23 protein-coding genes and 1 pseudogene are annotated in these 22562 nt (G+C 46.8%); 18 read left to right on the top strand and 6 right to left on the bottom strand.

Annotated features, from left to right (window positions below; genetic code table 11):
• Positions 1 to 27: 27 nt before the first annotated feature.
• From AC6I8Y_RS03185 to AC6I8Y_RS03200, 4 genes are all read right to left on the bottom strand, one after another.
• Positions 28 to 969, bottom strand: coding sequence for a LysR family transcriptional regulator (locus AC6I8Y_RS03185; protein ID WP_498020763.1), 942 nt, complete (start codon positions 967 to 969; stop codon positions 28 to 30).
• Positions 962 to 1750 (bottom strand): polyphosphate kinase 2, encoded by a 789-nt coding sequence (gene ppk2 / locus AC6I8Y_RS03190; RefSeq protein ID WP_498020764.1) that lies wholly within the window; start codon positions 1748 to 1750, stop codon positions 962 to 964. Before ppk2 ends, AC6I8Y_RS03185 begins: the two co-directional genes overlap by 8 nt.
• A 31-nt stretch (positions 1751 to 1781) precedes the next feature.
• Positions 1782 to 2531: a copper homeostasis protein CutC gene (locus AC6I8Y_RS03195; RefSeq protein WP_498020765.1), complete on the bottom strand. Its 750-nt coding sequence runs from the start codon at positions 2529 to 2531 to the stop codon at positions 1782 to 1784.
• A gap of 191 nt (positions 2532 to 2722) precedes the next feature.
• The gene (locus tag AC6I8Y_RS03200; RefSeq protein WP_042476179.1) at positions 2723 to 3331 is read right to left on the bottom strand and encodes a peroxiredoxin; all 609 of its coding nucleotides are present in this window, start codon (positions 3329 to 3331) and stop codon (positions 2723 to 2725) included.
• 187 nt (positions 3332 to 3518) lie between these two features.
• Here AC6I8Y_RS03200 and AC6I8Y_RS03205 point away from each other — a divergent pair, with 187 nt between their 5' ends.
• Positions 3519 to 4424 (top strand): hydrogen peroxide-inducible genes activator, encoded by a 906-nt coding sequence (locus AC6I8Y_RS03205; protein WP_498017129.1) that lies wholly within the window; start codon positions 3519 to 3521, stop codon positions 4422 to 4424.
• 660 nt (positions 4425 to 5084) lie between these two features.
• Here AC6I8Y_RS03205 and AC6I8Y_RS03210 read toward each other — a convergent pair.
• Positions 5085 to 5555 carry a CBS domain-containing protein gene (locus AC6I8Y_RS03210; RefSeq protein ID WP_498020766.1) on the bottom strand — a complete coding sequence of 157 codons (471 nt, stop codon included), beginning with the start codon at positions 5553 to 5555 and terminating at the stop codon, positions 5085 to 5087.
• 255 nt (positions 5556 to 5810) lie between these two features.
• Between AC6I8Y_RS03210 and queA the strand changes: the two genes are divergently transcribed.
• The 5 genes and pseudogenes from queA (at position 5811) to secF (ending at position 11526) form a co-directional block, all read left to right on the top strand.
• A complete protein-coding gene (queA, locus tag AC6I8Y_RS03215; RefSeq protein WP_394153385.1) occupies positions 5811 to 6863 on the top strand; it encodes a tRNA preQ1(34) S-adenosylmethionine ribosyltransferase-isomerase QueA in 1053 nt (350 codons plus the stop codon).
• A 183-nt stretch (positions 6864 to 7046) separates the two neighbouring features.
• Positions 7047 to 8192 carry a tRNA guanosine(34) transglycosylase Tgt gene (gene tgt / locus AC6I8Y_RS03220; RefSeq protein WP_498020767.1) on the top strand — a complete coding sequence of 382 codons (1146 nt, stop codon included), beginning with the start codon at positions 7047 to 7049 and terminating at the stop codon, positions 8190 to 8192.
• A 169-nt stretch (positions 8193 to 8361) separates the two neighbouring features.
• Positions 8362 to 8691 carry a preprotein translocase subunit YajC gene (gene yajC / locus AC6I8Y_RS03225; protein WP_042476222.1) on the top strand — a complete coding sequence of 110 codons (330 nt, stop codon included), beginning with the start codon at positions 8362 to 8364 and terminating at the stop codon, positions 8689 to 8691.
• Positions 8692 to 8711: 20 nt separating this feature from the next.
• Complete coding sequence (gene secD / locus AC6I8Y_RS03230; protein WP_394153389.1) at positions 8712 to 10568, top strand: protein translocase subunit SecD; 1857 nt, start codon at positions 8712 to 8714, stop codon at positions 10566 to 10568.
• Between the two features lie 9 nt (positions 10569 to 10577).
• Positions 10578 to 11526: pseudogene (secF, locus tag AC6I8Y_RS03235) on the top strand (protein translocase subunit SecF).
• Positions 11527 to 11839: 313 nt separating this feature from the next.
• On the opposite strand, the gene suhB reads toward secF, so the two are convergent.
• The gene (suhB, locus tag AC6I8Y_RS03240) at positions 11840 to 12643 is read right to left on the bottom strand and encodes an inositol-1-monophosphatase (protein ID WP_498020768.1); all 804 of its coding nucleotides are present in this window, start codon (positions 12641 to 12643) and stop codon (positions 11840 to 11842) included.
• A 177-nt stretch (positions 12644 to 12820) separates the two neighbouring features.
• Between suhB and trmJ the strand changes: the two genes are divergently transcribed.
• The 12 genes from trmJ (at position 12821) to rlmN (ending at position 22538) form a co-directional block, all read left to right on the top strand.
• A complete protein-coding gene (gene trmJ, locus AC6I8Y_RS03245; protein ID WP_394153566.1) occupies positions 12821 to 13552 on the top strand; it encodes a tRNA (cytosine(32)/uridine(32)-2'-O)-methyltransferase TrmJ in 732 nt (243 codons plus the stop codon).
• A gap of 111 nt (positions 13553 to 13663) precedes the next feature.
• A complete protein-coding gene (iscR, locus tag AC6I8Y_RS03250; RefSeq protein ID WP_042476234.1) occupies positions 13664 to 14170 on the top strand; it encodes a Fe-S cluster assembly transcriptional regulator IscR in 507 nt (168 codons plus the stop codon).
• A gap of 28 nt (positions 14171 to 14198) precedes the next feature.
• Positions 14199 to 15413, top strand: coding sequence for an IscS subfamily cysteine desulfurase (locus AC6I8Y_RS03255; protein WP_498020769.1), 1215 nt, complete (start codon positions 14199 to 14201; stop codon positions 15411 to 15413).
• Between the two features lie 33 nt (positions 15414 to 15446).
• Positions 15447 to 15827, top strand: coding sequence for a Fe-S cluster assembly scaffold IscU (gene iscU / locus AC6I8Y_RS03260; protein ID WP_042500728.1), 381 nt, complete (start codon positions 15447 to 15449; stop codon positions 15825 to 15827).
• A gap of 74 nt (positions 15828 to 15901) precedes the next feature.
• A complete protein-coding gene (gene iscA, locus AC6I8Y_RS03265) occupies positions 15902 to 16225 on the top strand; it encodes an iron-sulfur cluster assembly protein IscA (protein WP_112460982.1) in 324 nt (107 codons plus the stop codon).
• 56 nt (positions 16226 to 16281) lie between these two features.
• Positions 16282 to 16797, top strand: coding sequence for a co-chaperone HscB (gene hscB / locus AC6I8Y_RS03270; RefSeq protein ID WP_112460981.1), 516 nt, complete (start codon positions 16282 to 16284; stop codon positions 16795 to 16797).
• A 23-nt stretch (positions 16798 to 16820) separates the two neighbouring features.
• Entirely contained in the window at positions 16821 to 18671 is a 1851-nt protein-coding gene (gene hscA / locus AC6I8Y_RS03275) for a Fe-S protein assembly chaperone HscA (protein ID WP_394153393.1), read from the top strand.
• 18 nt (positions 18672 to 18689) lie between these two features.
• The gene (fdx, locus tag AC6I8Y_RS03280) at positions 18690 to 19028 is read left to right on the top strand and encodes an ISC system 2Fe-2S type ferredoxin (RefSeq protein ID WP_498020770.1); all 339 of its coding nucleotides are present in this window, start codon (positions 18690 to 18692) and stop codon (positions 19026 to 19028) included.
• 15 nt (positions 19029 to 19043) lie between these two features.
• Positions 19044 to 19244 (top strand): Fe-S cluster assembly protein IscX, encoded by a 201-nt coding sequence (gene iscX / locus AC6I8Y_RS03285; RefSeq protein WP_042476251.1) that lies wholly within the window; start codon positions 19044 to 19046, stop codon positions 19242 to 19244.
• Positions 19245 to 19447: 203 nt separating this feature from the next.
• On the top strand, positions 19448 to 20743 hold the full coding sequence (pepB, locus tag AC6I8Y_RS03290; protein ID WP_394153396.1) for an aminopeptidase PepB: 1296 nt from the start codon (positions 19448 to 19450) through the stop codon (positions 20741 to 20743).
• Positions 20744 to 20795: 52 nt separating this feature from the next.
• Positions 20796 to 21221: a nucleoside-diphosphate kinase gene (ndk, locus tag AC6I8Y_RS03295; protein ID WP_394153398.1), complete on the top strand. Its 426-nt coding sequence runs from the start codon at positions 20796 to 20798 to the stop codon at positions 21219 to 21221.
• 189 nt (positions 21222 to 21410) lie between these two features.
• Positions 21411 to 22538, top strand: coding sequence for a dual-specificity RNA methyltransferase RlmN (gene rlmN, locus AC6I8Y_RS03300; protein ID WP_234494440.1), 1128 nt, complete (start codon positions 21411 to 21413; stop codon positions 22536 to 22538).
• Positions 22539 to 22562 lie beyond the last annotated feature (24 nt).

The raw sequence follows: 22562 nt of genomic DNA on the forward strand, positions 1-22562 counted from the left end.
ACTAAAAAGCGTCGCTAATAGCGTTTATTAGCGATGCTTATCGGTATAGAGAGGAAGCTTTTGTTTGATGATCGACTCAATCCACTTTGCTTTGGGAGAGTGGCGATTCTTATTGTGGATATAACCAAACAGGCTCTTGGTGTAAGTCTGATTGTCGATTTCCACCTTCAGTGATCTTAAATTCGGATAGTTGTGTATCGGGAATAGATTGGAGTGGGGCAGGAGCATGTCCGTAGACTCAATCACATCGATAAGCGCGAGCAGCATCTCTGAGCGAAAGCCGACTTTAGGTGTATACCCCTGACGTTCGAGAATAAGACTTGCGTGAGTAAAGTGATCATTCCATCCAGGAGAGATTAGCGAGGTGAGCTCATATCCAACAGAGTCTGAAGGGGTAATAACCGGCTTTTTAATCGGGTGTTCTTTTCTGACGATGATTCGTCCCTCTAAGTCGAAGAGCCTGTCTCGTGCTAACTCTTTCGATAGGTTCTCGAGATCGTAATGCACACCGTAAAAGACTTCACCACTGCGTATTTGCTCCGCGGTGGTTTGACTCCAACTCAGCAGCTCGAGGTTAACGTTTGGTGCTTGTTGGCGAATCTCTGTAAATAACCCTCCCGCCAAAGACGCCATCACAATAGGGGCGAGCGCGATTTTAATGGTTCCGCTTAGCTCGGAAGGCTCGAACTCATTTAGGTTATTGAGGGCAGTTTCTAATCCATCAAGATGAGGCGCGATTTTGTCTTCCAGCTGAAGAGCAAACGGAGTTGGGTCGAGACCGCCTTGAACCTTAACGAAGAGTTCATCGTCAAAGATCGTGCGAAGCTTTTGCAGCGCTTGACTGACCGCGGGTTGAGTGACAAAAAGTCGCTCAGCGGTTTTTCGCATATTGCGCTCGTGCAGTAATATTCGGAATGTTCTCAGTAAGTTGAGATCAGCTTTGTAAAACAGATTGGTTGAATCATTCATAATTATCGGGGACGAAAGATTGCTCTTCGATCGGCGTTCGCATGTAGCCGTCTTTGTTTAGTTCAGGCAGTGTAATATCTGGATAGCTGACTTCTTTGTATTCTATCTGGCTGAGCAAATGACTGATACAGTTTAATCGAGCTCGCTTCTTATCATCAGAGGGGACCACCCACCATGGACACTGTTTAGTGTCGGTATACGAGAACATGGTGTCTTTGGCTTCCGAATATTCAGCCCAGCGGTTACGAGATTCTAAATCCATAGGGCTGAATTTCCAGCGCTTGATGGGGGTGATGACTCGCTCCAGAAAACGCTTCTCTTGCTCTTCATCGGAAACCGAAAACCAGTACTTAAGTAAGATAATGCCAGAGCGCACCAACATGCGTTCAAACTCTGGGCAAGAGCGCAGAAACTCTTGATACTGCTCTTCGCTGCAAAAGCCCATGACTTTCTCTACGCCGGCACGATTATACCAACTACGGTCAAACAGCACGATTTCCCCAGCTGACGGTAGGTGAGCTACGTAGCGCTGAAAATACCATTGCGTTTTCTCTTTTTCCGTTGGTGCAGGTAGGGCAGTAACACGGCAAATTCGTGGGTTGAGTTTTTCAGTAATACGCTTGATAACGCCGCCTTTACCAGCGGCGTCTCGACCTTCAAAAACAACGACAACTTTTAAGCCCTCGTGCTTTATCCACTCTTGCAGCTTTACCAACTCAATCTGTAACCTAGCCAGCTCGCTTTCATAGAGCTTTTTATCCATCTTGTTCTTTTTGCCCATAGAAATCCTTCTCCTTGAATAACCTAGGTGTTTACAGTGAGTTTAGCACCTTAGTGACAGCGCGAATCTTCTCGCTACTGGTAATAGGAATCGCAAAATCGTCGATATCGCTCACCCCCATCTTGGCATCGTCGGCAACGTAATGCATTTTACTTTGACGAGTTGACTTGCCTGACAGGTGCACTTCGTTGACTCCGCTGGAGGCAATAATAGAAGCTACATTATCTGAAGATACGCCTGCCCCAGCCATAATAGCGATCCTGCCTTCTGCTTGTTTGACCATGGCGCTCAAGGTTGCTACCCCCTTAGACGCGCTCGATGCCAATCCAGAAGTAAGTATTCGCTCACAACCGAGTGCAATGACGTCCTCTAGTGCTTGCTCTGGATGCCGGCATTGATCGAATGCACGGTGAAACGTAACGCCTAAATCAAGCTCACGGGCGAGTTTAACCAGTCGAATGGAGCGTGGCATATCAACATGTCCCTCTTTGTCGAGAAGACCAAGGACGACGCCACTCGCACCATATTTGGCAGCGGTGCGAATGTCTTCTGCCATGATTTCCACATCGTCACAGTCATAAAGGAAATCACCTTGGCGAGGCCTAATCATGACGTAAATAGGGATGGAAGAAGATTGAACCGCTTGTTTGATAAGTCCTGCATTAGGGGTTAAACCGCCTAGGGCAAGTGAGGAGCATAACTCAATACGAGTTGCACCGCCGGCGATGGCATAAGCGAGTGACTCGATATTGTCGATACAGACTTCAAGTTGGTAACTCATTGTGATTCTCAGTAGAAATACTGCTCTCAATATATCTCTGACAATCGGTTCTGGAAACAGAAAAAGCCCGAGTCGGTGACTCGGGCTTTGTTTTTTGGCTAACTCGTTTCTTCTTCAATGATTGGCGTGCGTTTTCCGCTTTATATATGTCCAACCATCAACCCTGATTGAGCGCAGGGTGAAGGCTCGAATTACTTAGAAAGGTCTTCTGCGTGCTCAGATAGGAACGCTGCAACACCTTTTGGAGATGCGTCCATACCTGCTTTACCTTCTTCCCATTGTGCAGGACAAACTTCGCCGTGCTTCTGGTGGAAGTTAAGAGCGTCAACCATGCGTAGCATTTCGTCGATGTTACGACCTAGTGGTAGGTCGTTAACTACTTGGTGACGTACTAGACCGTCTTCGTCGATTAGGAAAGAACCACGGAAAGCAACGCCTGCTTCTGGGTGCTCAACATCGTACGCTTTGCAGATTTCGTGTTTAACGTCTGCAACAAGTGGGTATTTCACTTGACCGATACCGCCATCTTCGATAGCAGTGTTACGCCATGCGTTGTGAGAGAACTGAGAATCGATAGAAATACCGATAACTTCACAACCTTTAGCTTGGAAATCAGCTAGACGGTTGTCGAATGCAATCAGCTCAGATGGGCAAACGAAAGTGAAGTCTAGTGGGTAGAAGAATACAACTGCTTTCTTACCTTTTGTGAACTCTGCGAAGTTGAAGTTCTCAACGATATCACCGTTACCTAGAACAGCTGCTGCAGTAAAGTCTGGGGCTTGACGACCAACTAGTACCATTTTTTTTGCTCCTAAATAGAGTTTATTTCAAACCTTTTCGGTTTGGTCCGTGTTTGTGCGAGACAAACTATAGTACACATTGTAGTATTGAAAAAAGCGAAATTAATAGATTAATTCCATCGAAAAAAGCGATGAAGCAATAGGGCTGATTCCTTTTTTGATTCTGGTCCCAAAACAGGCAGTTACCATGAACAAATGGCCAAGTTTAAAGCAGCTTCATTACCTGGTTACCCTTCATGAAACCCGACACTTTAGTGAAGCCGCTGAACGTTGTTTCGTCAGTCAATCGACACTGAGTAAGGGTATTCAAAATCTCGAAGAACTCATCGGTTGTCCTCTTTACGAAAAGAAAGACAAGAAAAGTCCGCTTGTGTTTACTCAAGCGGGTGAGATGGTGGTGTCCCAGGGACGTGAGCTGTTGGCAAAGGGACAGGATCTTATTGAATTAGGTAGTCTTTGCCAGGGCGACGTCATGCAAGGCCAGCTTAAGCTTGGTTGTATTCCGACTATCGCGCCATTTTTGTTGTGTGATTTGGTTCAGGAAATCAATGCGCGCTATCCTCAGCTTAACCTTCTACTTAGAGAAGACACGACAGCCAACTTGCTCGCGGCGCTGCGCCATGGTGAACTGGATGTACTGATCCTTGCACTCCCTATGGATATTGGCACGATGGAAAGCTGCATTGTGGGACATGACCCGTTTAAGATGGTGATCAGTCGCAATCAGGCTGACAACATCCGTGTCCCAATTAAATATGATGACTTGCCTGACGAATCTGTGTTCTTACTTGAAAACGAGCACTGTCTTACGGAGCATGCTGTTTCCGCATGTAAGCTTACTGACAAAGAGAAGATTAACCCGTTCAGTGCCACCAGTTTGCATACCTTGGTCCAGATGGTTGCCAATGGTCTGGGTACCACCTTTATCCCTCAAATGGCAATAGAACACGGCCTGCTGGAGAATCAAAACTTGATCGTGATTGAGCCTCCTGGTCAGCAAGCGCACCGAGACATTGGACTTGTATGGCGTCCAAGCTCTTCTAGACGAGATTCTTTCTTACAGCTAGCAGACGTCGTCTCGGAGTTGCTGTAAGTCTACATTCGTAAAACGAGACCTTAGAACACTAGTGAAAGGCACCGATTAAGGTGCCTTTTTTAGTATGAATAACTAGTTCGGAATTTTTTTTCTGTTCAGGCTTTAGCGAGTACTTCGAATTAGTTTTCAATCATTTCGGCGACTTCACCTTGTCAATTTTACATTGTGATATTTAGAAAAAGCACAGGCCGTATTGAAAAACTCTACATGCCTGTAGGGAGAAGTCGATTTGGCTCGTCTTACGCTAATTTGAATCAGTTTCTTGGGTGTACAGAGATTGTAATTTTATTACGTAACTATAACCTAGTTAAGGTTGAGTAAGGCTCTTTAGAGCCAATAGAACAAACTGTCGAAATACCAAAAATGGCCACTTTAGAGTTGTAACTCTAAAGTGGGTTGGGTAATGTAACTGCATGGTTTTGAGGTTTTTAAGGCAATGTTAGGTCGCTACTTTGTATACTGAGCCATCAAAGTATCTACTTAGAAAAATGCCAAGTCTTTTAGTCAATAGTTCATCACCTGTTGTTTGAAAGCTACAAATGAAAACTTCCACTAAACCTGTTTTGAGCACTGCCCCACGTGGTCGATAACGACCACTGATTGTCGGTAGATTTGAGCGGCGCAAGCCGCTTCTTTTTTATGCTGACTTTGCGAATCTTACAGGTTAACGCCCTGATTCTCGTTTTCAGATTGAATTTCTTCTGGCTCGCTATCTTCCTGGAGTTCCAGCAGATTGATCGCGATAGCCACAAAGTCACTGTCGGTAATGATGCCGACCAGCTGTTTGTTATGCACGACGGGCAAACAGCCAACTTTGTGCTTTTGCATATACAACGCGCTTTCTTTCAAGCCTGCTCGCGGTTCAGCGGTCATGATGTTGGTACGCATGACTTCACTAAGAGGTGTGGAGAGTGTGTAGGATTGATCGCTAGGGATTTTCTGCAAAATCGATTCTTGCGCCGCTAGCACATCACGTTGTGAAACAATACCCAGCAAATGACGTTCTGCATCGACGATAGGAATGTGGCGAATATCGAGCGCTTCCATCGTGTGTTTGGCGTCGGCTAATGAGTGAGACCGCAATAGGGTGTGAGGGTTGCGAGTCATCATGTCTTGGACCTTGATCATATGGCCTCCAACTCGTTCTGTTTGTCTATTTTAACTATAGATTTTTTCACCGATTAAATCTGAGATTACCGTCGGTTTTTGCCGTTCAACTCACAAAATATCCCTATTGATATGGTGGTTAAATTCGCCTTGGTCAATTTGGGCTCATAAGGGCGACAAACATCGGTTCAGCTTGCTATTCCACGGGGTCACTTTATACTATGCGGCTGCGAATTTTTTCGCCGTTTTAGTCGCTTAATAAAGAAGATTGGTGTTATGCAAGTTTCAGATTTTCACTTCGAATTACCTGATGAGCTAATTGCTCGTTACCCAAAGGCAGAGCGTAGCTCAAGCCGACTGCTTCAATTGACCGGTAACACGGGTGAAGTTGTAGATGGAAACTTCACGGATATCGTCAGTCAAGTTCAGCCTGGTGACCTTCTTGTATTCAATAATACGCGCGTGATCCCAGCGCGTATGTTCGGTCGCAAAGCCTCTGGCGGTAAGCTAGAAGTACTGGTAGAGCGTATGCTTGATGACAAGCGCGTTCTAGCGCACGTACGTTGTTCAAAATCACCAAAACCAGGTACCGAGCTCTTTCTGGGTGAAAATGACGAATACCAAGCGATCATGACGGCGCGTCACGATGCATTATTTGAGATTGAAATGCAGTCTGAAAAGACGGTGCTTGAGATCCTAAACGACGTTGGCCACATGCCACTGCCACCTTATATCGATCGTCCAGACGAAGATGCAGACAAAGAGCGCTACCAAACGGTTTACAACGAGAAACCAGGCGCGGTTGCCGCGCCTACGGCTGGTCTTCACTTTGATGACGGTGTTCTCGAGCAGATTAAAGCGAAAGGTGCCAACTTTGCGTATGTGACACTTCACGTTGGCGCAGGTACATTCCAGCCTGTTCGCGTTGAAAATATCCATGACCACCACATGCATGCAGAATATGTCGAAGTGCCTCAAGACGTGGTGGATGCGATTGCAGAGACTAAAGCAAACGGCGGCCGAATCATTGCTGTGGGTACCACCTCAGTACGTTCACTCGAGAGTGCAGCGCAAGATGCACTGAAAAAGGGTACCGAGTTAGTGCCTTTCTTTGGTGACACTGAGATTTTCATCTTCCCTGGCTATGAATATCAGCTGGTGGATTGTCTCGTGACAAACTTCCACCTACCGGAATCTACGCTGATCATGTTGGTCAGTGCGTTTGCAGGCTATGACAATGTCATGAACGCCTACAAGCATGCAGTGGAGCAAAAGTACCGTTTCTTTAGCTATGGTGATGCGATGTTCATTACCAAGAAGACGGCATAACCGACGCCAGTAATTAGTAAGCTTTTTATTTCACTCAAGGACTCAGTGGAATACGGTAAGGAACACCAAAGCCGCTCGCTTGACGAGTTGATGTAGAGTGAGCGGATTCAAGTGCGACAAGCTACGCTTGTTAGTGCGTTTTAAGATTGTGTCAGACTGTGTCTCTGGCAATTTGGAGGCTTCGTGAAATTACAATACGAACTTAAGAAAAAAGATGGTCACGCACGCCGTGGTCAGTTGACGTTTGAACGTGGTACGGTGCAAACACCGGCATTTATGCCTGTAGGTACCTACGGTACGGTGAAAGGTATGACACCTGAAGAAGTAAAAGGCACGGGTGCTGAAATTCTTCTAGGTAACACTTTCCACCTATGGCTTCGCCCAGGTCAAGAGATCATGAAGTTGCACGGCGACCTGCACGATTTCATGAACTGGTACGGTCCTATCCTGACTGATTCAGGCGGTTTCCAGGTATTCAGCCTTGGTGATATCCGTAAGATCACTGAAGAGGGTGTGCATTTCCGTAACCCGGTAAACGGTGACCGCATTTTCATGGATGCAGAGAAATCGATGGAAATCCAAAAAGATCTTGGCTCTGATGTGGTCATGATCTTTGACGAGTGTACGCCATACCCAGCGACTCACGCAGAAGCGAAGAAGTCGATGGAAATGTCTCTGCGTTGGGCACAGCGCTCTCGCGACCACTTCGACAAGCTAGACAACGAGAACTCTCTATTTGGTATCGTTCAAGGTAGTGTTTACGAAGACCTGCGCGAAGTATCGGTGAAAGGTTTGACTGACATTGGCTTCGATGGCTACGCAGTGGGCGGTCTTGCAGTAGGTGAGCCTAAAGAAGAGATGCACCGCGTTCTTGAGTTCACGACACCTAAACTTCCTGAAGATAAACCTCGCTACTTGATGGGCGTAGGTAAACCAGAAGACTTGGTTGAAGGTGTTCGCCGTGGTATCGACATGTTCGACTGTGTGATGCCAACGCGTAACGCTCGTAACGGGCACTTGTTCGTAACAGGTGGCGTGATTAAGATTCGTAACGCTACGAACAAAACAGACACAGGTCCACTAGACGAGAACTGTGATTGCTACACCTGTCAGAATTACTCGAAAGCGTATCTGCATCACCTAGATCGCTGTAACGAAATCTTGGGTGCTCGTCTCAACACGATTCATAACCTACGTCACTATCAAATGCTAATGGAAAGCATCCGTAAAGCGATTGATGAAGACCGTTTTGAGCAGTTTGTGGAAGAGTTTTACGCACGTCGCAATCGCGAAGTGCCACCACTAGATATGAAGGTCGACGCTCAATAGTTGGCTAAATAGTCGGCTATCCCTGCAATAGGTAACAAATCCTAGCTCTGGGTCACACTTTTTGTGCCTTTAAGCGAATAAGAAACATTGAGTTACCGTTTGCTTCTTGAAAAGATATGGGGATAGCCCAATTTTGGATATGTATTTACATTAAAGAGGATGTTCTCCGATGAGTTTGATTTCTGCAGCTCACGCAGCTGAAGCAGCACCACAAGGTGGCGGTTTCGAAATGCTAATCATGCTAGGCATGTTCGCGGTAATTTTCTACTTCATGATTTACCGCCCACAATCTAAGCGTGCAAAAGAGCACAAAAACCTAATGGCTTCTATGGGTAAGGGCGACGAAGTCCTAACTAACGGCGGCCTAATTGGTAAAATCACTAAAATCGCTGAAGATAACGACTACATTGCAATCGCACTTAACGACAACAATGAAGTAGTTATCAAGAAAGACTTCGTTACTGCAGTGCTACCAAAAGGTACGCTGAAGTCTCTATAAAACAGCTATAGGATCTCGCTGTGCTAAATCGTTACCCTTTGTGGAAGTACCTGATGGTGATATTCGCCATTGCGGCAGCGGCGTTATACGCACTTCCCAATCTATACGGTGAAGATCCGGCTATTCAAATTACAGGGGCGCGTGGCGCCTCTGTTGATATGTCGACGCTGGATACTGTCACTAAAGCTCTTGATGAAGAGCAACTCTCCCGTAAGTCCATTGCTCTAGAAAATGGCTCCATTCTTGTTCGTTTTACAGACACGGATACTCAGATCAGCGCCCGCGATATTATCAGCGAAGCGTTAGGCAAAGATTCCATCGTTGCACTTAACCTTGCCCCTGCGACTCCTGACTGGCTCGAAGCGATTGGCGCTGCGCCAATGAAGCTAGGTCTTGACCTTCGTGGCGGTGTTCACTTCTTGATGGAAGTGGATATGGATGCTGCGATGGAAAAACTTGTCGGTCAGCAAGAAGAAGGCTTTAGAAGTGATCTTCGTGAAGAGCGCATTCGTTACCGTTCTATCCGCCCTGCGGGTAGTGATGGCGTAGAAGTGCTGCTCCGTGATGCTGAGCAACTAGCGCAGGCTAAGACGGTGCTGGAAGCTAAATACCCAGATATGGACTTCACCGATTCTGACTCGAACGGCCGTTTTGCCCTTGTTGCTCGTTTCAAAGAAACTCGCCTACAGGAAATCCGTAACTATGCGGTAGAGCAGAACATCACTATCCTACGTAATCGTGTAAACGAACTGGGTGTGGCAGAGCCATTGGTTCAGCGTCAAGGTGCAAGTCGCATCGTGGTTGAGCTACCGGGTGTTCAAGATACGGCGCGCGCGAAAGAAATTTTGGGCGCAACAGCTACACTAGAGTTCCGCGAAGTAGACAGTTCGGCTGACTTAGCAGCGGCTGCAAGTGGTCGCGCACCAGCGGGTAGCGAGATTAAGCTCGATCGTGACGGTCGTCCAGTTGTTCTTAAGAAGCGCGTTATTCTAGGCGGTGCTAGTATCACTGATGCGAGTTCGAGTGCTGATGAATATGGTCGCCCACAGGTTAACATCTCGTTAGACAGCGAGGGTGGTAACAAGATGGCGGCGTTCTCTCGTCAGAACATCGGTAAGCTAATGGCAACGGTTTTCGCTGAATATAAAGACAGCGGTAAGCGCACGCCAGAAGGCAAGGTTATCCTTGATAAGCATGAAGAAGTAATCAACCAAGCGACGATTCAGTCTGCACTTGGTCGTAACTTCCGTATCACAGGTATCGACTCTGCCGCTGAAGCGCACAACCTAGCGCTACTGCTTCGTGCAGGTGCTCTGATTGCGCCGATTTCTATTGTTGAAGAGCGTACTATCGGTCCATCAATGGGTCAGCAAAACATCGATATGGGTATCAAAGCGTGTATCACAGGTATGATTGCCGTGATGCTATTTACGCTGGTTTACTACCGTCGATTTGGTCTATTTGCCAATATGGCATTGATGGCGAACATCGTTCTTATCGTTGGTGTCATGTCGATGATTCCAGGTGCGACAATGACGCTACCAGGTATCGCAGGTATTGTACTGACTGTAGGTATGGCGGTGGATGCGAACGTTCTGATATTTGAGCGTATACGTGAAGAGCTCAAAGAGGGGCGTAACCCTCAGCAAGCGATTCACCAAGGCTACGCTAACGCCTTCAGTACTATCGCCGATGCGAACATCACGACCTTGATCACAGCTATCATTCTGTTTGCTGTCGGTACAGGTGCGATCAAAGGCTTCGCGGTAACACTGTCTATCGGTATTCTTACTTCTATGTTTACAGCCATCATAGGCACACGTTGTATCGTGAACCTAGTTTATGGCGGTAAGCGTATCAACAAACTGTCGATCTAAGGGTTAGTTATGTTTCAGATAATGAAAGCAGACAAAACGATCGACTTTATGCGTTGGTCAAAAGTTGCGTTCGTTCTATCTATTGTGATGATCGGCGCGGCTATTTTTACGCTGTCGACTAAGTGGCTTAACTGGGGTCTAGACTTCACTGGCGGTACACTTATCGAGGTAGGCTTTGAACAGCCTGCAAACCTTGAGGAAGTACGCTCAGCACTAGATGCGAAAGGCTTCGGCGATGCGACAGTGCAGAACTTCGGTTCGGCACGTGACGTTATGGTTCGCCTGCGTCCTCGTGATGATGTTCAAGCTGAAGCGCTTGGCAAACCAGATCCTTGATGCAATTCGCGTAGGCACGGGCGAAGACGTTGAAATGCGTCGTATTGAGTTCGTTGGTCCTAACGTGGGTGATGAGCTAACAGAGGCAGGCGGTCTTGCTATTCTAGTGTCGCTTATCTGTATCTTGATCTATGTATCGGTGCGATTTGAGTGGCGTTTAGCAGCCGGTGCGGTACTCGCACTCGCGCACGACGTTATCATCACGCTAGGCGTATTCTCGCTTATGCAGATAGAGGTTGATTTAACCATCGTGGCAGCGCTTCTAACGGTTGTCGGTTACTCGCTCAACGATACCATCGTTGTATTTGACCGTATCCGTGAGAACTTCCGCAAGATGCGTAAGGGTGAGCCAGCTGACATCATGAACAGCTCGATCACACAAACGCTAAGCCGTACCTTGATTACGTCCGGTACGACCTTGTTCGTAGTTATCGCACTATTCACTCAAGGTGGTGCAATGATCCATGGCTTTGCGACTGCATTGCTACTAGGTATCACGGTCGGTACTTATTCTTCTATCTACGTAGCATCTGCGCTCGCTCTGAAACTGGGTATCCAGAAGGAGCACCTAATGCCACCACAGATTGAAAAAGAAGGTGCTGAGTTTGATGAGATGCCGTAAGGCATTCGATTAGGCTTTTGGCTGTATCGTCATCCCTGCGTAGGCAGGGATCTACTCAAAGCGATCACCAAGCCTCGAATAGATTCCAGCGTGCGCAGGCGCACGGCTAGTGGAATGACATAGCTATGAGCCACAAACATACAAAAGCCACTCTTAGGAGTGGCTTTTCTTTTATCCCGTAAAAATGATTCTTTGTGAAAACACTTAATTTCCCCTGGTGCCAAACAAAAAATCCCGACCATAGGTCGGGATTTCAAATTCAGCTGTGACGGGCTGTGCTTTCTTTTACAGAGCTATTTTAAGCTGTAAAGAATTACTTAAGGATAGCTTCGTTACCGTTTTCACGGATGTGTTTTAGCATCGCTTTTACGCCGCGTGCACTTGAAGCAACAACGTTACCAGACTTCATGTACTCTGTACCGCCAGAGAAGTCAGTTACGATAGCGCCAGCTTCACGAGCAATCAGTTCGCCTGCCGCCATGTCCCATGGTTTTAGACCAAGCTCGAAGTAACCGTCTAGACGACCCGCTGCAACGTAACATAGGTCTAGAGCTGCAGAGCCAGCACGACGGAAATCAGAGCACTCAACAAACATAGAAGACATGATCTTGAAGTAGCTTTCAGAGTGTTGCTTCTGTTTGAATGGGAATCCAGTACCGATAACAGTACCTTTGATATCTTTAAGCTGTTTTACACGGATACGTGCATTGTTAAGCTGAGCGCCAGCACCGCGTTGTGCAGTGAAAAGCTCGTTAACCATTGGGTCGTAAACACACGCTACTTCTGTTTTGCCTTTGATGCGAACTGCAATAGACACAGAGAAAGTAGGAATGCCTTGAACGAAGTTAGTAGTGCCATCCAGTGGGTCGATGATCCATTGTACGTCGCTATCTTTTCCTTCAATTAGGCCACCCTCTTCAGCAACGATGCTGTGGTCTGGGTATGAAGCTTGGATAGTGCTGATGATGATTGCTTCGGCTTCTTTGTCTACGTTAGTAACGAAGTCATTAGTGCCTTTCTGTACTGACTCAATCTTGTCAGTGTTTTCTAGTGATTTAGCAATATGGTTGCCCGCTTTACGCGCAGCGCGTATAGCGATGTTTAGCATTGGATGCATACGAATTTTCCCAACGGATGTTAAAGAACAAAAAGCGGCGCGAAGTATACCAAAGATTTGGCAAAAGGGAAGTGGTTATTTTTTGTGCTGTTAATTTTATGAATAGAAAGATCCTGACTACTTTAGTCAAGTTTATGTTACCATTCTGCGATTGTGTAAAATGAGTGCAACGTGACTATGCTAGACAACGTAAAAATCGTCCTGGTTGGGACTTCTCATTCTGGAAACATCGGCTCGGCAGCTCGAGCGATGAAGGTGATGGGACTAAGCCAGATGGTGCTTGTGGACCCTCAATGTGAGGTGGACTCTCAGGCGGTTGCGTTGGCAGCGGGTGCGAGTGATATAGCATTAGGTGCAAAAATCGTTTCGACTCTAGAAGAAGCGGTAGAAGATTGCGGTCTAGTGGTTGGCTCAAGTGCGCGCTCTCGTACTCTAGATTGGCCGATGATTGAGCCACGTGAGTGTGGCAAGAAGTTTGCGATTGAAGGCGAAAAGCACGCGGTTGCTTTGGTGTTTGGGCGCGAGCGCACCGGTTTAACCAATGACGAGCTACAGCTGTGTCATTACCATACGTGTATTCCTGCAAACCCGGAATATAGCTCACTCAACCTTGCTATGGCGGTGCAAACACTTAGCTATGAAGTTAGAGTCGCGCATCTAGAGCGAGAAGCTCAGCAGTATCCAGAGCCAAGTGAAGTCGATTATCCACGTCACAAAGAACTGGAATTATTCTATCAGCACCTTGAAAAAGTCATCACTGATACCCAGTTTATCTCTAAGGAAAAGCCGGGCCTTGTGATGAATAAGCTACGAAGAATGTTTAGTCGAGCACGTCCTGAAGCGACGGAAATCAATACATTGCGTGGCATTTTAACCTCCGTTGAAAAAGCAATTGGGGTTAAAAAATAACCATTTCTTTTGTTGGGTTAAATACCTGAGTATTTTAGTCAATTAAATACTTGACTAAAATACTCAGGTATGAAAATATTTATGCCACATAATCAATGTGGATAGTGTGATATGAGACTTACATCAAAAGGAAGATATGCAGTAACAGCGATGCTTGATGTCGCACTGCACTCACAGCAAAGCCCAGTACCTCTAGCTGACATCTCTGAACGTCAAGGTATCTCTTTGTCTTACCTAGAACAACTGTTCTCTAAACTGCGTAAAGCAGGTTTGGTAGCGAGTGTTCGTGGTCCAGGTGGTGGTTACCGCTTAGGTGCAGAAGCCAATGAGATTTCCATCGGTACTGTTATCGCTGCAGTTGATGAGTCCGTTGATGCAACAAAATGCGCTGGCAAAGGAGATTGCCAAGGTGGTACACGTTGCCTCACACATACACTGTGGAGAGATTTAAGCTCTCGAATCAGTGACTTCCTAAACAACATCACTCTCGGTGAGTTGATGGTAGATAACGAAGTATTAGAAATTTCAGACCGACAAGACGTAGATCTCGCGGTAAATCATGGGTTCTCAAGAAAAAGTACAAGCACCGCACCCATCGGAATCAATGTTCGCTCGTAGTAGTGTCGCTTATACATTGGAGTAAAGAATGAAACTGCCTATTTATCTAGACTACTCTGCCACTTGCCCTGTCGATCCAAGGGTTGCAGAAAAAATGGTTCAATACATGACAATGGACGGTACCTTTGGTAACCCTGCGTCACGTTCTCACCGTTTTGGCTGGCAAGCAGAAGAAGCAGTAGATAACGCTCGTGAACAGATCGCGGATCTGTTGAATGCAGACCCTCGCGAAGTCGTATTTACGTCTGGCGCTACTGAGTCTGACAACCTTGCTATTAAAGGTGCAGCGCACTTCTACAGCAAGAAAGGTAAGCACATCATCACGGTTAAGACTGAGCACAAAGCGGTTCTTGACCCTTGCCGTCAGCTTGAACGTGAAGGCTTCGAAGTGACCTACCTAGAGCCAGAATCAAACGGTATCGTTGACCTAGCTAAGCTAGAAGCGGCAATGCGTGAAGACACAGTGCTTGTGTCAATCATGCACGTAAACAACGAAATCGGTGTTGTACAAGACATTACAGCTATTGGCGAGCTTTGCCGTAGCAAGAAAATCGTATTCCATGTAGATGCGGCGCAATCTGCAGGCAAACTGCCAATCGACGTTCAGGAAATGAAAGTCGACCTGATTTCACTGTCTGCTCATAAAGCCTACGGCCCGAAAGGTATCGGTGCGCTTTACGTGCGTCGTAAGCCACGTATCCGTCTAGAAGCGCAAATGCATGGCGGCGGTCATGAGCGTGGTTTCCGCTCTGGCACACTACCAACTCACCAAATCGTGGGTATGGGCGAAGCCTTCGCTATCGCTAAGCAAGACATGCAGAAAGACTACGACCACGCAAAAGCATTGCGTGACCGTCTACTAAACGGCGTTAAAGATCTTGAAGCCGTGACAGTGAATGGCGACCTAGAGCAACGCGTTCCACACAACCTAAACGTAAGCTTTGCGTTTGTTGAAGGTGAGTCGCTACTAATGTCGCTTAAAGACCTAGCAGTATCTTCTGGTTCTGCATGTACATCAGCAAGTCTAGAGCCTTCATACGTGCTTCGTGCACTTGGCCTAAACGATGAGCTTGCACACAGCTCGGTTCGCTTCTCATTTGGTCGTTTCACCACTGAAGAAGACATCGACTTTGCGATTGAGCAGATCAGAACAGCAGTAAACAAATTACGTGACATGTCTCCTCTATGGGATATGTATAAAGAAGGGATTGACCTAGACACGGTTGAGTGGGCACACCACTAATCTCACGGAAGTAGAGGATTCGAGGAAGTTATTATGGCGTATAGTGAAAAAGTAATTGACCACTATGAGAACCCACGCAACGTAGGTTCATTTGATAAGAATGATCCGGCTGTGGGTAGTGGTATGGTTGGCGCACCAGCTTGTGGTGACGTAATGAAACTTCAGATCAAGGTGACACCAGAAGGTATCATCGAAGATGCTAAGTTTAAGACCTACGGTTGTGGTTCAGCGATCGCATCAAGCTCACTGGTTACAGAGTGGGTGAAAGGCAAGTCTATCGACGAAGCTGCAGCGATCAAGAACTCTGAAATTGCAGAAGAGCTAGAGTTGCCACCAGTGAAAGTTCACTGCTCAATTCTTGCTGAAGACGCAATCAAAGCAGCGGTTGCAGACTACAAGAAGAAGCACGACTAAACTGCTTGGATAACCAAGCCCTTTAGCTTTATTAAGACACAGTATCATCAAGAGAAACGAACAAAGGTTGTAGTATGGCCATCTCAATGACAGACGCAGCAGCGAGCCGAGTTAAGACATTTTTAGATAATCGCGGCAAAGGTATTGGATTACGCCTAGGTGTAAAAACCACGGGTTGCTCTGGCATGGCTTACGTTCTTGAGTTCGTTGATGAACTGGATGATGGTGATTCAGTGTTTGAGCACTCAGGCGTGAAAGTGATCATCGATGCTAAGAGCTTGGTTTATCTCGATGGCACAGAGCTCGATTATGTAAAAGAAGGCTTGAACGAAGGTTTTGAGTTCAACAACCCGAATGCGAAAGGCGAGTGTGGTTGTGGTGAAAGCTTTAATGTTTAACCTTTGACGAGCTTGGCTGTGATATCGGCCAAGCTCATTAATTGCGAGTCAATGCTATGAACCATTTCGAATTATTTGGGCTACCTGTTCAGTTTCAGTTGGACGGTAGCCTTCTTTCTTCTCAGTTCCGAGAACTGCAAAAACGCTTTCACCCAGACAACTTTGCCACTGCCTCTGAGCGCGACCGCTTACTTGCAGTGCAAAAGGCAGCTCAAATCAATGATGCCTACGAAGTGCTGAAAAAGCCTATCTCTCGCGCTGAATACTTATTGGCCGAAAACGGTGTCGATATTCGCGCAGAGCAGCAAACATTGCAAGATCCACTGTTCTTAATGGAGCAGATGGAACTTCGAGAAGAATTGGAAGATCTCGCGTCTTCAAGTGACCCTGAATCAGAACTTTTTGACTTTGAAGCTAAGGTCAGCAAAATGTTCAAGGTACAGCTATCAGAGTTAGAAGGTCAGCTTTCGCAAGCCGAGTGGCCAGTTGCTGCTGATAGCGTTAGAAAACTAAAATTTATCGCCAAGTTGCAAAGTGAAATAGAACAGCTAGAAGATAAGCTGCTTGGTTAATGGAAGCTCCCAAGGATATTTGAATGGCATTACTTCAAATCGCAGAGCCGGGCCAAAGCTCCGCGCCACACGAACATAAACTGGCTGCGGGTATTGACCTAGGCACGACTAACTCCCTCGTCGCGACAGTAAGAAGTGGTGAAGCCGCGACATTACCAGATGCCAACGGTAATAAGATCCTCCCATCAGCGGTTCGCTATGCGGATGACAGTATCACTGTCGGTATTGACGCTCGTGACAACGCAGCCCTCGACCCCGTTAACACCATCATTTCTGTGAAGCGTCTACTCGGCCGCTCACTTGCAGACGTTCAGGCTCGTTACCCATCAATGCCATATTCACTGACAGAAAGTGATAATGGTTTACCTGTTCTGCAAACCGCAGGCGGCGCAAAGAACCCGATTCAAGTTTCTTCTGACATTCTTAAAACGCTTGGTAAGCGCGCAGAAGAGTCCCTTGGTGGCGAATTAGCTGGCGTGGTGATTACTGTGCCAGCGTATTTTGATGATGCTCAGCGTCAAGGCACCAAAGATGCAGCAAACCTAGCGGGTATGCATGTACTGCGTCTTCTTAATGAGCCGACTGCAGCAGCTATTGCTTATGGTCTAGATAGTGGTCAAGAAGGCGTGATTGCGGTTTACGATTTAGGTGGTGGTACATTCGATATCTCTATCTTGCGTTTATCACGCGGTGTATTTGAAGTACTGGCGACTGGCGGCGATTCCGCGCTGGGTGGTGACGACTTTGACCACCTCGTTGCCGACTACTTGCAGCAGCAAGCAGGCAAGTTAGAGCTTAACGCTCATGAGCAACGTGAACTGCTCGATGCCGCAACGCAAGCGAAAATCGATCTTAGCCAAAATGACGTTGCGACTGTTAACGCTCTTGGCTGGCAGGGTGAACTGACAAAAGCTCAGTTTGAAGACCTAATTCGCCCACTTGTGAAGAAGACACTGCTTTCATGTCGCCGTGCATTGAAAGATGCCGAGGTAGATGCAGAAGACGTTCTTGAAGTCGTCATGGTAGGCGGCTCGACTCGCACACCATTGGTTCGCGCAATGGTTGGTGACTTCTTTGGTAAAACACCACTGACAAGTATCAACCCAGATGAAGTAGTCGCGATTGGTGCAGCGATTCAAGCGGATATTCTTGCAGGTAACAAACCTGACTCAGAGATGCTGCTATTGGATGTTCTTCCTCTGTCACTGGGTATTGAAACCATGGGCGGCTTGGTCGAGAAGATCGTTCCACGTAACACCACGATTCCAGTGGCGCGCGCCCAAGAATTTACCACGTTCAAAGATGGTCAAACGGCGATGTCTGTACACATAGTGCAAGGTGAGCGTGAGATGGTGGACGATTGTCGTTCGCTGGCTCGTTTCTCATTGAAAGGCATCCCTCCAATGGCGGCGGGTGCAGCTCATATCCGCGTGACGTATCAAGTTGATGCTGACGGTCTACTGTCTGTGACTGCGATGGAAAAGAGCACCGGTGTTCAGTCAGAAATCCAGGTTAAACCATCTTACGGTCTCAGCGATGACGAAGTAACGAACATGCTCAAAGACTCGATGACTTACGCCAAAGATGACATGCTAGCGCGTGCTCTGGCCGAGCAACGCGTAGAGGCCGACCGTGTTATCGAAGGTCTGATCGCCGCGATGCAAGCGGACGGCGATGCACTTCTAAACGAAGAAGAAAAACAGGCATTGGTTAAAGCGATTGAAGCTCTGATTGAACTTCGCAATGGCGATGATGCCGATGCTATTGAACAAGGTATTAAAGACACTGATAAGGCGAGCCAAGAGTTTGCATCACGTCGAATGGACAAATCCATCCGTGAAGCATTGGCGGGTCAATCAGTTGATAACATTTAGATCGAGGACTAAGTAGTCATGCCAAAAATTGTTGTTCTGCCCCATGAAGATCTCTGCCCAGAAGGCGCAGTATTAGAGGCTAATGAAGGCGAAACTGTATTAGACGTAGCGCTAAAGAACGGTATTGGAATTGAGCACGCTTGTGAAAAGTCGTGTGCATGTACCACTTGTCACGTCATCATCCGTGAAGGCTTTGATTCACTAGAAGAGAGTGAAGAGCTTGAAGACGATATGTTGGATAAAGCATGGGGTCTAGAGCCTGAGTCGCGTCTAGGTTGCCAAGCGGTTGTTGCAGATGAAGATCTTGTGGTAGAAATTCCAAAATACACACTCAACCACGCATCTGAAGAACACTAATTAACTGGAGGATTCATGAGCTTAAAATGGACTGATTCTCGTGATATCGCTATCGAGCTGTGCGATCAATTTCCAGAAACTGACCCGAAAACGGTTCGTTTCACCGACTTGCATAAATGGATTACAGACTTGGAAGATTTTGACGACGATCCAAATCGCTCCAACGAAAAAATCCTCGAAGCTGTGATTTTATGCTGGATGGATGAGTACGATTAAACAGACTTACTAGTTAGTTATACAAAAACGGGCCTTTGGCCCGTTTTTTTGTCGCACCATGTTACATTGTTATTAATTCCCATGGTGCAGTCATTGGTATTGTCTCTACATAGTGATAACATCATTTGATATATAGAATGCGACACAGCAGCCGAACTGCAACAGGCAAGCTGCAATAATTAGATTTAAGACAAGGAGAGACCATGTCTAGCACAATGTCGGTATTTATTAGCCAAGAAGCGGCAGCGCCACAATGGGGCGAAAAGGCTATCATTTCTTTCTCAGAGCAAGGTGCGACGATCCACATCGGTGAAGGTCACGATCTTGGAGCGGTTCAACGCGCGGCCCGCAAGTTGGATTCACAAGGCATTTCAAACGCCACACTTGCAGGCGAGGGTTGGGATTTAGAGTCTTCTTGGGCGTTTTATCAAGGTTACCGTAATTCTAAGAAAAGCACTCAAGTCGAGCTGGCTGAGCTAAACGAGCAAGATAAGAAAGAGTTAGACGCGCGCATCAAAGCGTCTGATTGGACGCGTGACATCATCAATAAAAGCGCTGAAGAAGTAGCGCCGCGTCAATTGGCAACAATGGCTGCAGAATTTATTAAGTCAGCGGCTCCAGAGCATGTGACTTACCGCATCGTTAAAGACAAAGATCTACTTACCGAAGGTTGGGAAGGCATTTTTGCTGTTGGTCGTGGCTCTGAGCGCACCTCTGCGATGCTGCAACTGGACTACAACCCAACTGGCGATGAAAACGCGCCAGTATTTGCTTGTTTAGTGGGTAAGGGTATTACCTTTGATTCCGGCGGTTACAGCCTAAAGCCATCGAACTTTATGACGGCGATGAAAGCAGATATGGGCGGCGCGGGCACCATCACTGGTGGTCTAGGTCTTGCTATCATGCGTGGCCTAAACAAGCGCGTAAAACTTATCCTTTGCTGTGCTGAAAACATGGTATCCGGTCGCGCTCTTAAGCTAGGTGATGTGATTACCTATAAAAATGGTAAGACGGTTGAGATCATGAATACTGACGCGGAAGGTCGTTTGGTTCTTGCTGACGGTCTTATCTACGCAAGTGAGCAAAATCCAGAGCTTATCATCGACTGCGCGACGCTTACTGGCGCAGCGAAGAACGCGCTTGGCAACGATTACCACGCCATCATGTCATTTGATGATGAGTTAACGCATCAAGCGCTGACCAATGCAAATCAAGAGAAAGAAGGTCTATGGCCTCTGCCATTGGCGGACTTCCATCGCGGCATGTTGCCATCGAACTTCGCTGATTTGTCGAACATCAGCAGTGGTGACTACTCTCCGGGCGCAAGTACAGCGGCGGCATTCTTGTCTTACTTTGTGGAAGACTATAAGAAAGGTTGGTTGCACTTCGATTGTGCTGGTACTTACCGTAAGTCAGGAACCGATAAATGGTCTGCAGGCGCTACGGGTATGGGTGTGCGCACACTCGCTCGTTTGCTAACGGAGCAGGCTGACAAGTAATTCAAGAGAATTATTACTAATAAAAGAACAACACGAAAGAAAAGGAACACTAATGGCCCTAGAAAGAACATTCTCTATCGTTAAACCGGATGCAGTTAAGCGTAATTTGATTGGTGAAATCTATAACCGTATCGAAAAAGCAGGTCTGTCTATCATCGCAGCTAAGATGGTTCATCTTACCGATGAGCAAGCAAAAGGCTTTTACGCTGAGCATGAAGGTAAACCGTTTTTCGATGATCTTCGTGCATTCATGACGTCTGGCCCTATCATGGTTCAAGTACTTGAAGGTGAAGATGCAATTTGTCGCTACCGTGAACTAATGGGTAAAACTAACCCAGAAGAAGCAGCGTGTGGCACTATCCGCGCAGATTACGCGCTAAGCATGCGCCACAACTCTGTACACGGATCAGACAGCCCAGAGTCAGCAGCACGTGAGATTGAGTTTTTCTTTCCACAGTCAGAAATTTGTCCTCGTTAATTGAGTGCAGTTGTGAGTAAAAAGGAGGCGTAGCCTCCTTTTTTATTACCCGTCACTTTTGTTGTGCAAAAAATGTTCACTTAGAAATGAATACCTTAATATTTTAGGGTTTTGTAACGCTTGTTGTAGGGGGCTAAAGCCTGTACAATTCGCGCCCTTAACACCATTTACCGTCATCGAAGAGGCACCATGACCACACAAAAAGTCAATCTACTCGATTTTGATCGCAAGGGTATGCGTCAGTTTTTCCAAGAGGAACTGGGCGAAAAAGCCTTCCGTGCTGATCAGATAATGAAGTGGATCTATCACTTTGGTGTCGACGACTTCGAGAAGATGACTAACATCAACAAGAAGCTGCGTGAAAAGCTGATTCGTTTGGCAGAAATCAAAGCGCCAACCGTCTCTGAAGCTCAGCACTCTTCTGATGGCACGATTAAATGGGCAATGCGTGTTGGCGATCAAGACGTAGAAACCGTTTATATTCCTGATGATGATCGCGCGACGCTGTGTGTTTCTTCGCAGGTGGGTTGTGCACTGGAATGTAAGTTCTGCTCAACGGCTCAGCAAGGCTTTAACCGTAACCTTAAAGTGTCTGAAATCATCGGTCAGGTGTGGCGCGCAGCTCGTGAGATCGGTCTTGAGAAAGAAACGGGTCGCCGCCCTATTACTAACGTCGTAATGATGGGCATGGGTGAGCCACTGCTTAACATGAAAAACCTGATGCCAGCACTTGAGCTGATGCTTGATGATTTAGGCTTTGGTTTGTCTAAGCGTCGCGTAACTGTATCAACGTCGGGCGTGGTTTCTGGCCTTGACCAGATGACAGGTCAAATTGACGTTGCGCTAGCGATTTCTCTACACGCGCCAAACGATAAGCTTCGTAGCGAAATCATGCCAATTAACGATCGCTGGGATATTCAAGACTTCCTAGCATCTGTTCGTCGTTACATCGCATCTTCTAACGCGAACCGCGGTAAAGTAACGGTTGAATATGTATTGCTAGACCATGTTAACGACGATATGGACCACGCTCGTGAACTGGCTGAGCTTCTTAAAGATACACCAGCGAAGATTAACCTGATTCCGTTTAACCCGTATCCAGGTTCTCCGTACAAAAAACCGAGTAACTCGCGTATTGACCGCTTCATGAAAACGCTAATGAAGTACGACTACACCGTGACGGTTCGTAAGACTCGCGGTGATGATATCGATGCGGCGTGTGGACAGTTGGTTGGTGACGTTATTGATAGAACCAAACGTACTCAGCAGATTGCGGCTCAAAAGGGTCAGCAGGCGATTCCAGTCAAAGCGGTATAATTCGTATCTTGATGAACACAAGGC

The sequence above is a fragment of the Vibrio sp. KUL78 genome (genome assembly GCF_059725505.1).

Bases quoted from the DNA above. Each gene is read 5' to 3' on its own strand.
- AC6I8Y_RS03185 (WP_498020763.1), bottom strand. From the start codon at position 969: ATGAATGATTCAACCAATCTGTTTTACAAAGCTGATCTCAACTTACTG.
- ppk2 (WP_498020764.1), bottom strand. From the start codon at position 1,750: ATGGGCAAAAAGAACAAGATGGATAAAAAGCTCTATGAAAGCGAGCTG.
- AC6I8Y_RS03195 (WP_498020765.1), bottom strand. From the start codon at position 2,531: ATGAGTTACCAACTTGAAGTCTGTATCGACAATATCGAGTCACTCGCT.
- AC6I8Y_RS03200 (WP_042476179.1), bottom strand. From the start codon at position 3,331: ATGGTACTAGTTGGTCGTCAAGCCCCAGACTTTACTGCAGCAGCTGTT.
- AC6I8Y_RS03205 (WP_498017129.1), top strand. From the start codon at position 3,519: ATGAACAAATGGCCAAGTTTAAAGCAGCTTCATTACCTGGTTACCCTT.
- AC6I8Y_RS03210 (WP_498020766.1), bottom strand. From the start codon at position 5,555: ATGATCAAGGTCCAAGACATGATGACTCGCAACCCTCACACCCTATTG.
- queA (WP_394153385.1), top strand. From the start codon at position 5,811: ATGCAAGTTTCAGATTTTCACTTCGAATTACCTGATGAGCTAATTGCT.
- yajC (WP_042476222.1), top strand. From the start codon at position 8,362: ATGAGTTTGATTTCTGCAGCTCACGCAGCTGAAGCAGCACCACAAGGT.
- suhB (WP_498020768.1), bottom strand. From the start codon at position 12,643: ATGCATCCAATGCTAAACATCGCTATACGCGCTGCGCGTAAAGCGGGC.
- trmJ (WP_394153566.1), top strand. From the start codon at position 12,821: ATGCTAGACAACGTAAAAATCGTCCTGGTTGGGACTTCTCATTCTGGA.
- iscR (WP_042476234.1), top strand. From the start codon at position 13,664: ATGAGACTTACATCAAAAGGAAGATATGCAGTAACAGCGATGCTTGAT.
- AC6I8Y_RS03255 (WP_498020769.1), top strand. From the start codon at position 14,199: ATGAAACTGCCTATTTATCTAGACTACTCTGCCACTTGCCCTGTCGAT.
- iscU (WP_042500728.1), top strand. From the start codon at position 15,447: ATGGCGTATAGTGAAAAAGTAATTGACCACTATGAGAACCCACGCAAC.
- iscA (WP_112460982.1), top strand. From the start codon at position 15,902: ATGGCCATCTCAATGACAGACGCAGCAGCGAGCCGAGTTAAGACATTT.
- hscB (WP_112460981.1), top strand. From the start codon at position 16,282: ATGAACCATTTCGAATTATTTGGGCTACCTGTTCAGTTTCAGTTGGAC.
- hscA (WP_394153393.1), top strand. From the start codon at position 16,821: ATGGCATTACTTCAAATCGCAGAGCCGGGCCAAAGCTCCGCGCCACAC.
- fdx (WP_498020770.1), top strand. From the start codon at position 18,690: ATGCCAAAAATTGTTGTTCTGCCCCATGAAGATCTCTGCCCAGAAGGC.
- iscX (WP_042476251.1), top strand. From the start codon at position 19,044: ATGAGCTTAAAATGGACTGATTCTCGTGATATCGCTATCGAGCTGTGC.
- pepB (WP_394153396.1), top strand. From the start codon at position 19,448: ATGTCTAGCACAATGTCGGTATTTATTAGCCAAGAAGCGGCAGCGCCA.
- ndk (WP_394153398.1), top strand. From the start codon at position 20,796: ATGGCCCTAGAAAGAACATTCTCTATCGTTAAACCGGATGCAGTTAAG.
- rlmN (WP_234494440.1), top strand. From the start codon at position 21,411: ATGACCACACAAAAAGTCAATCTACTCGATTTTGATCGCAAGGGTATG.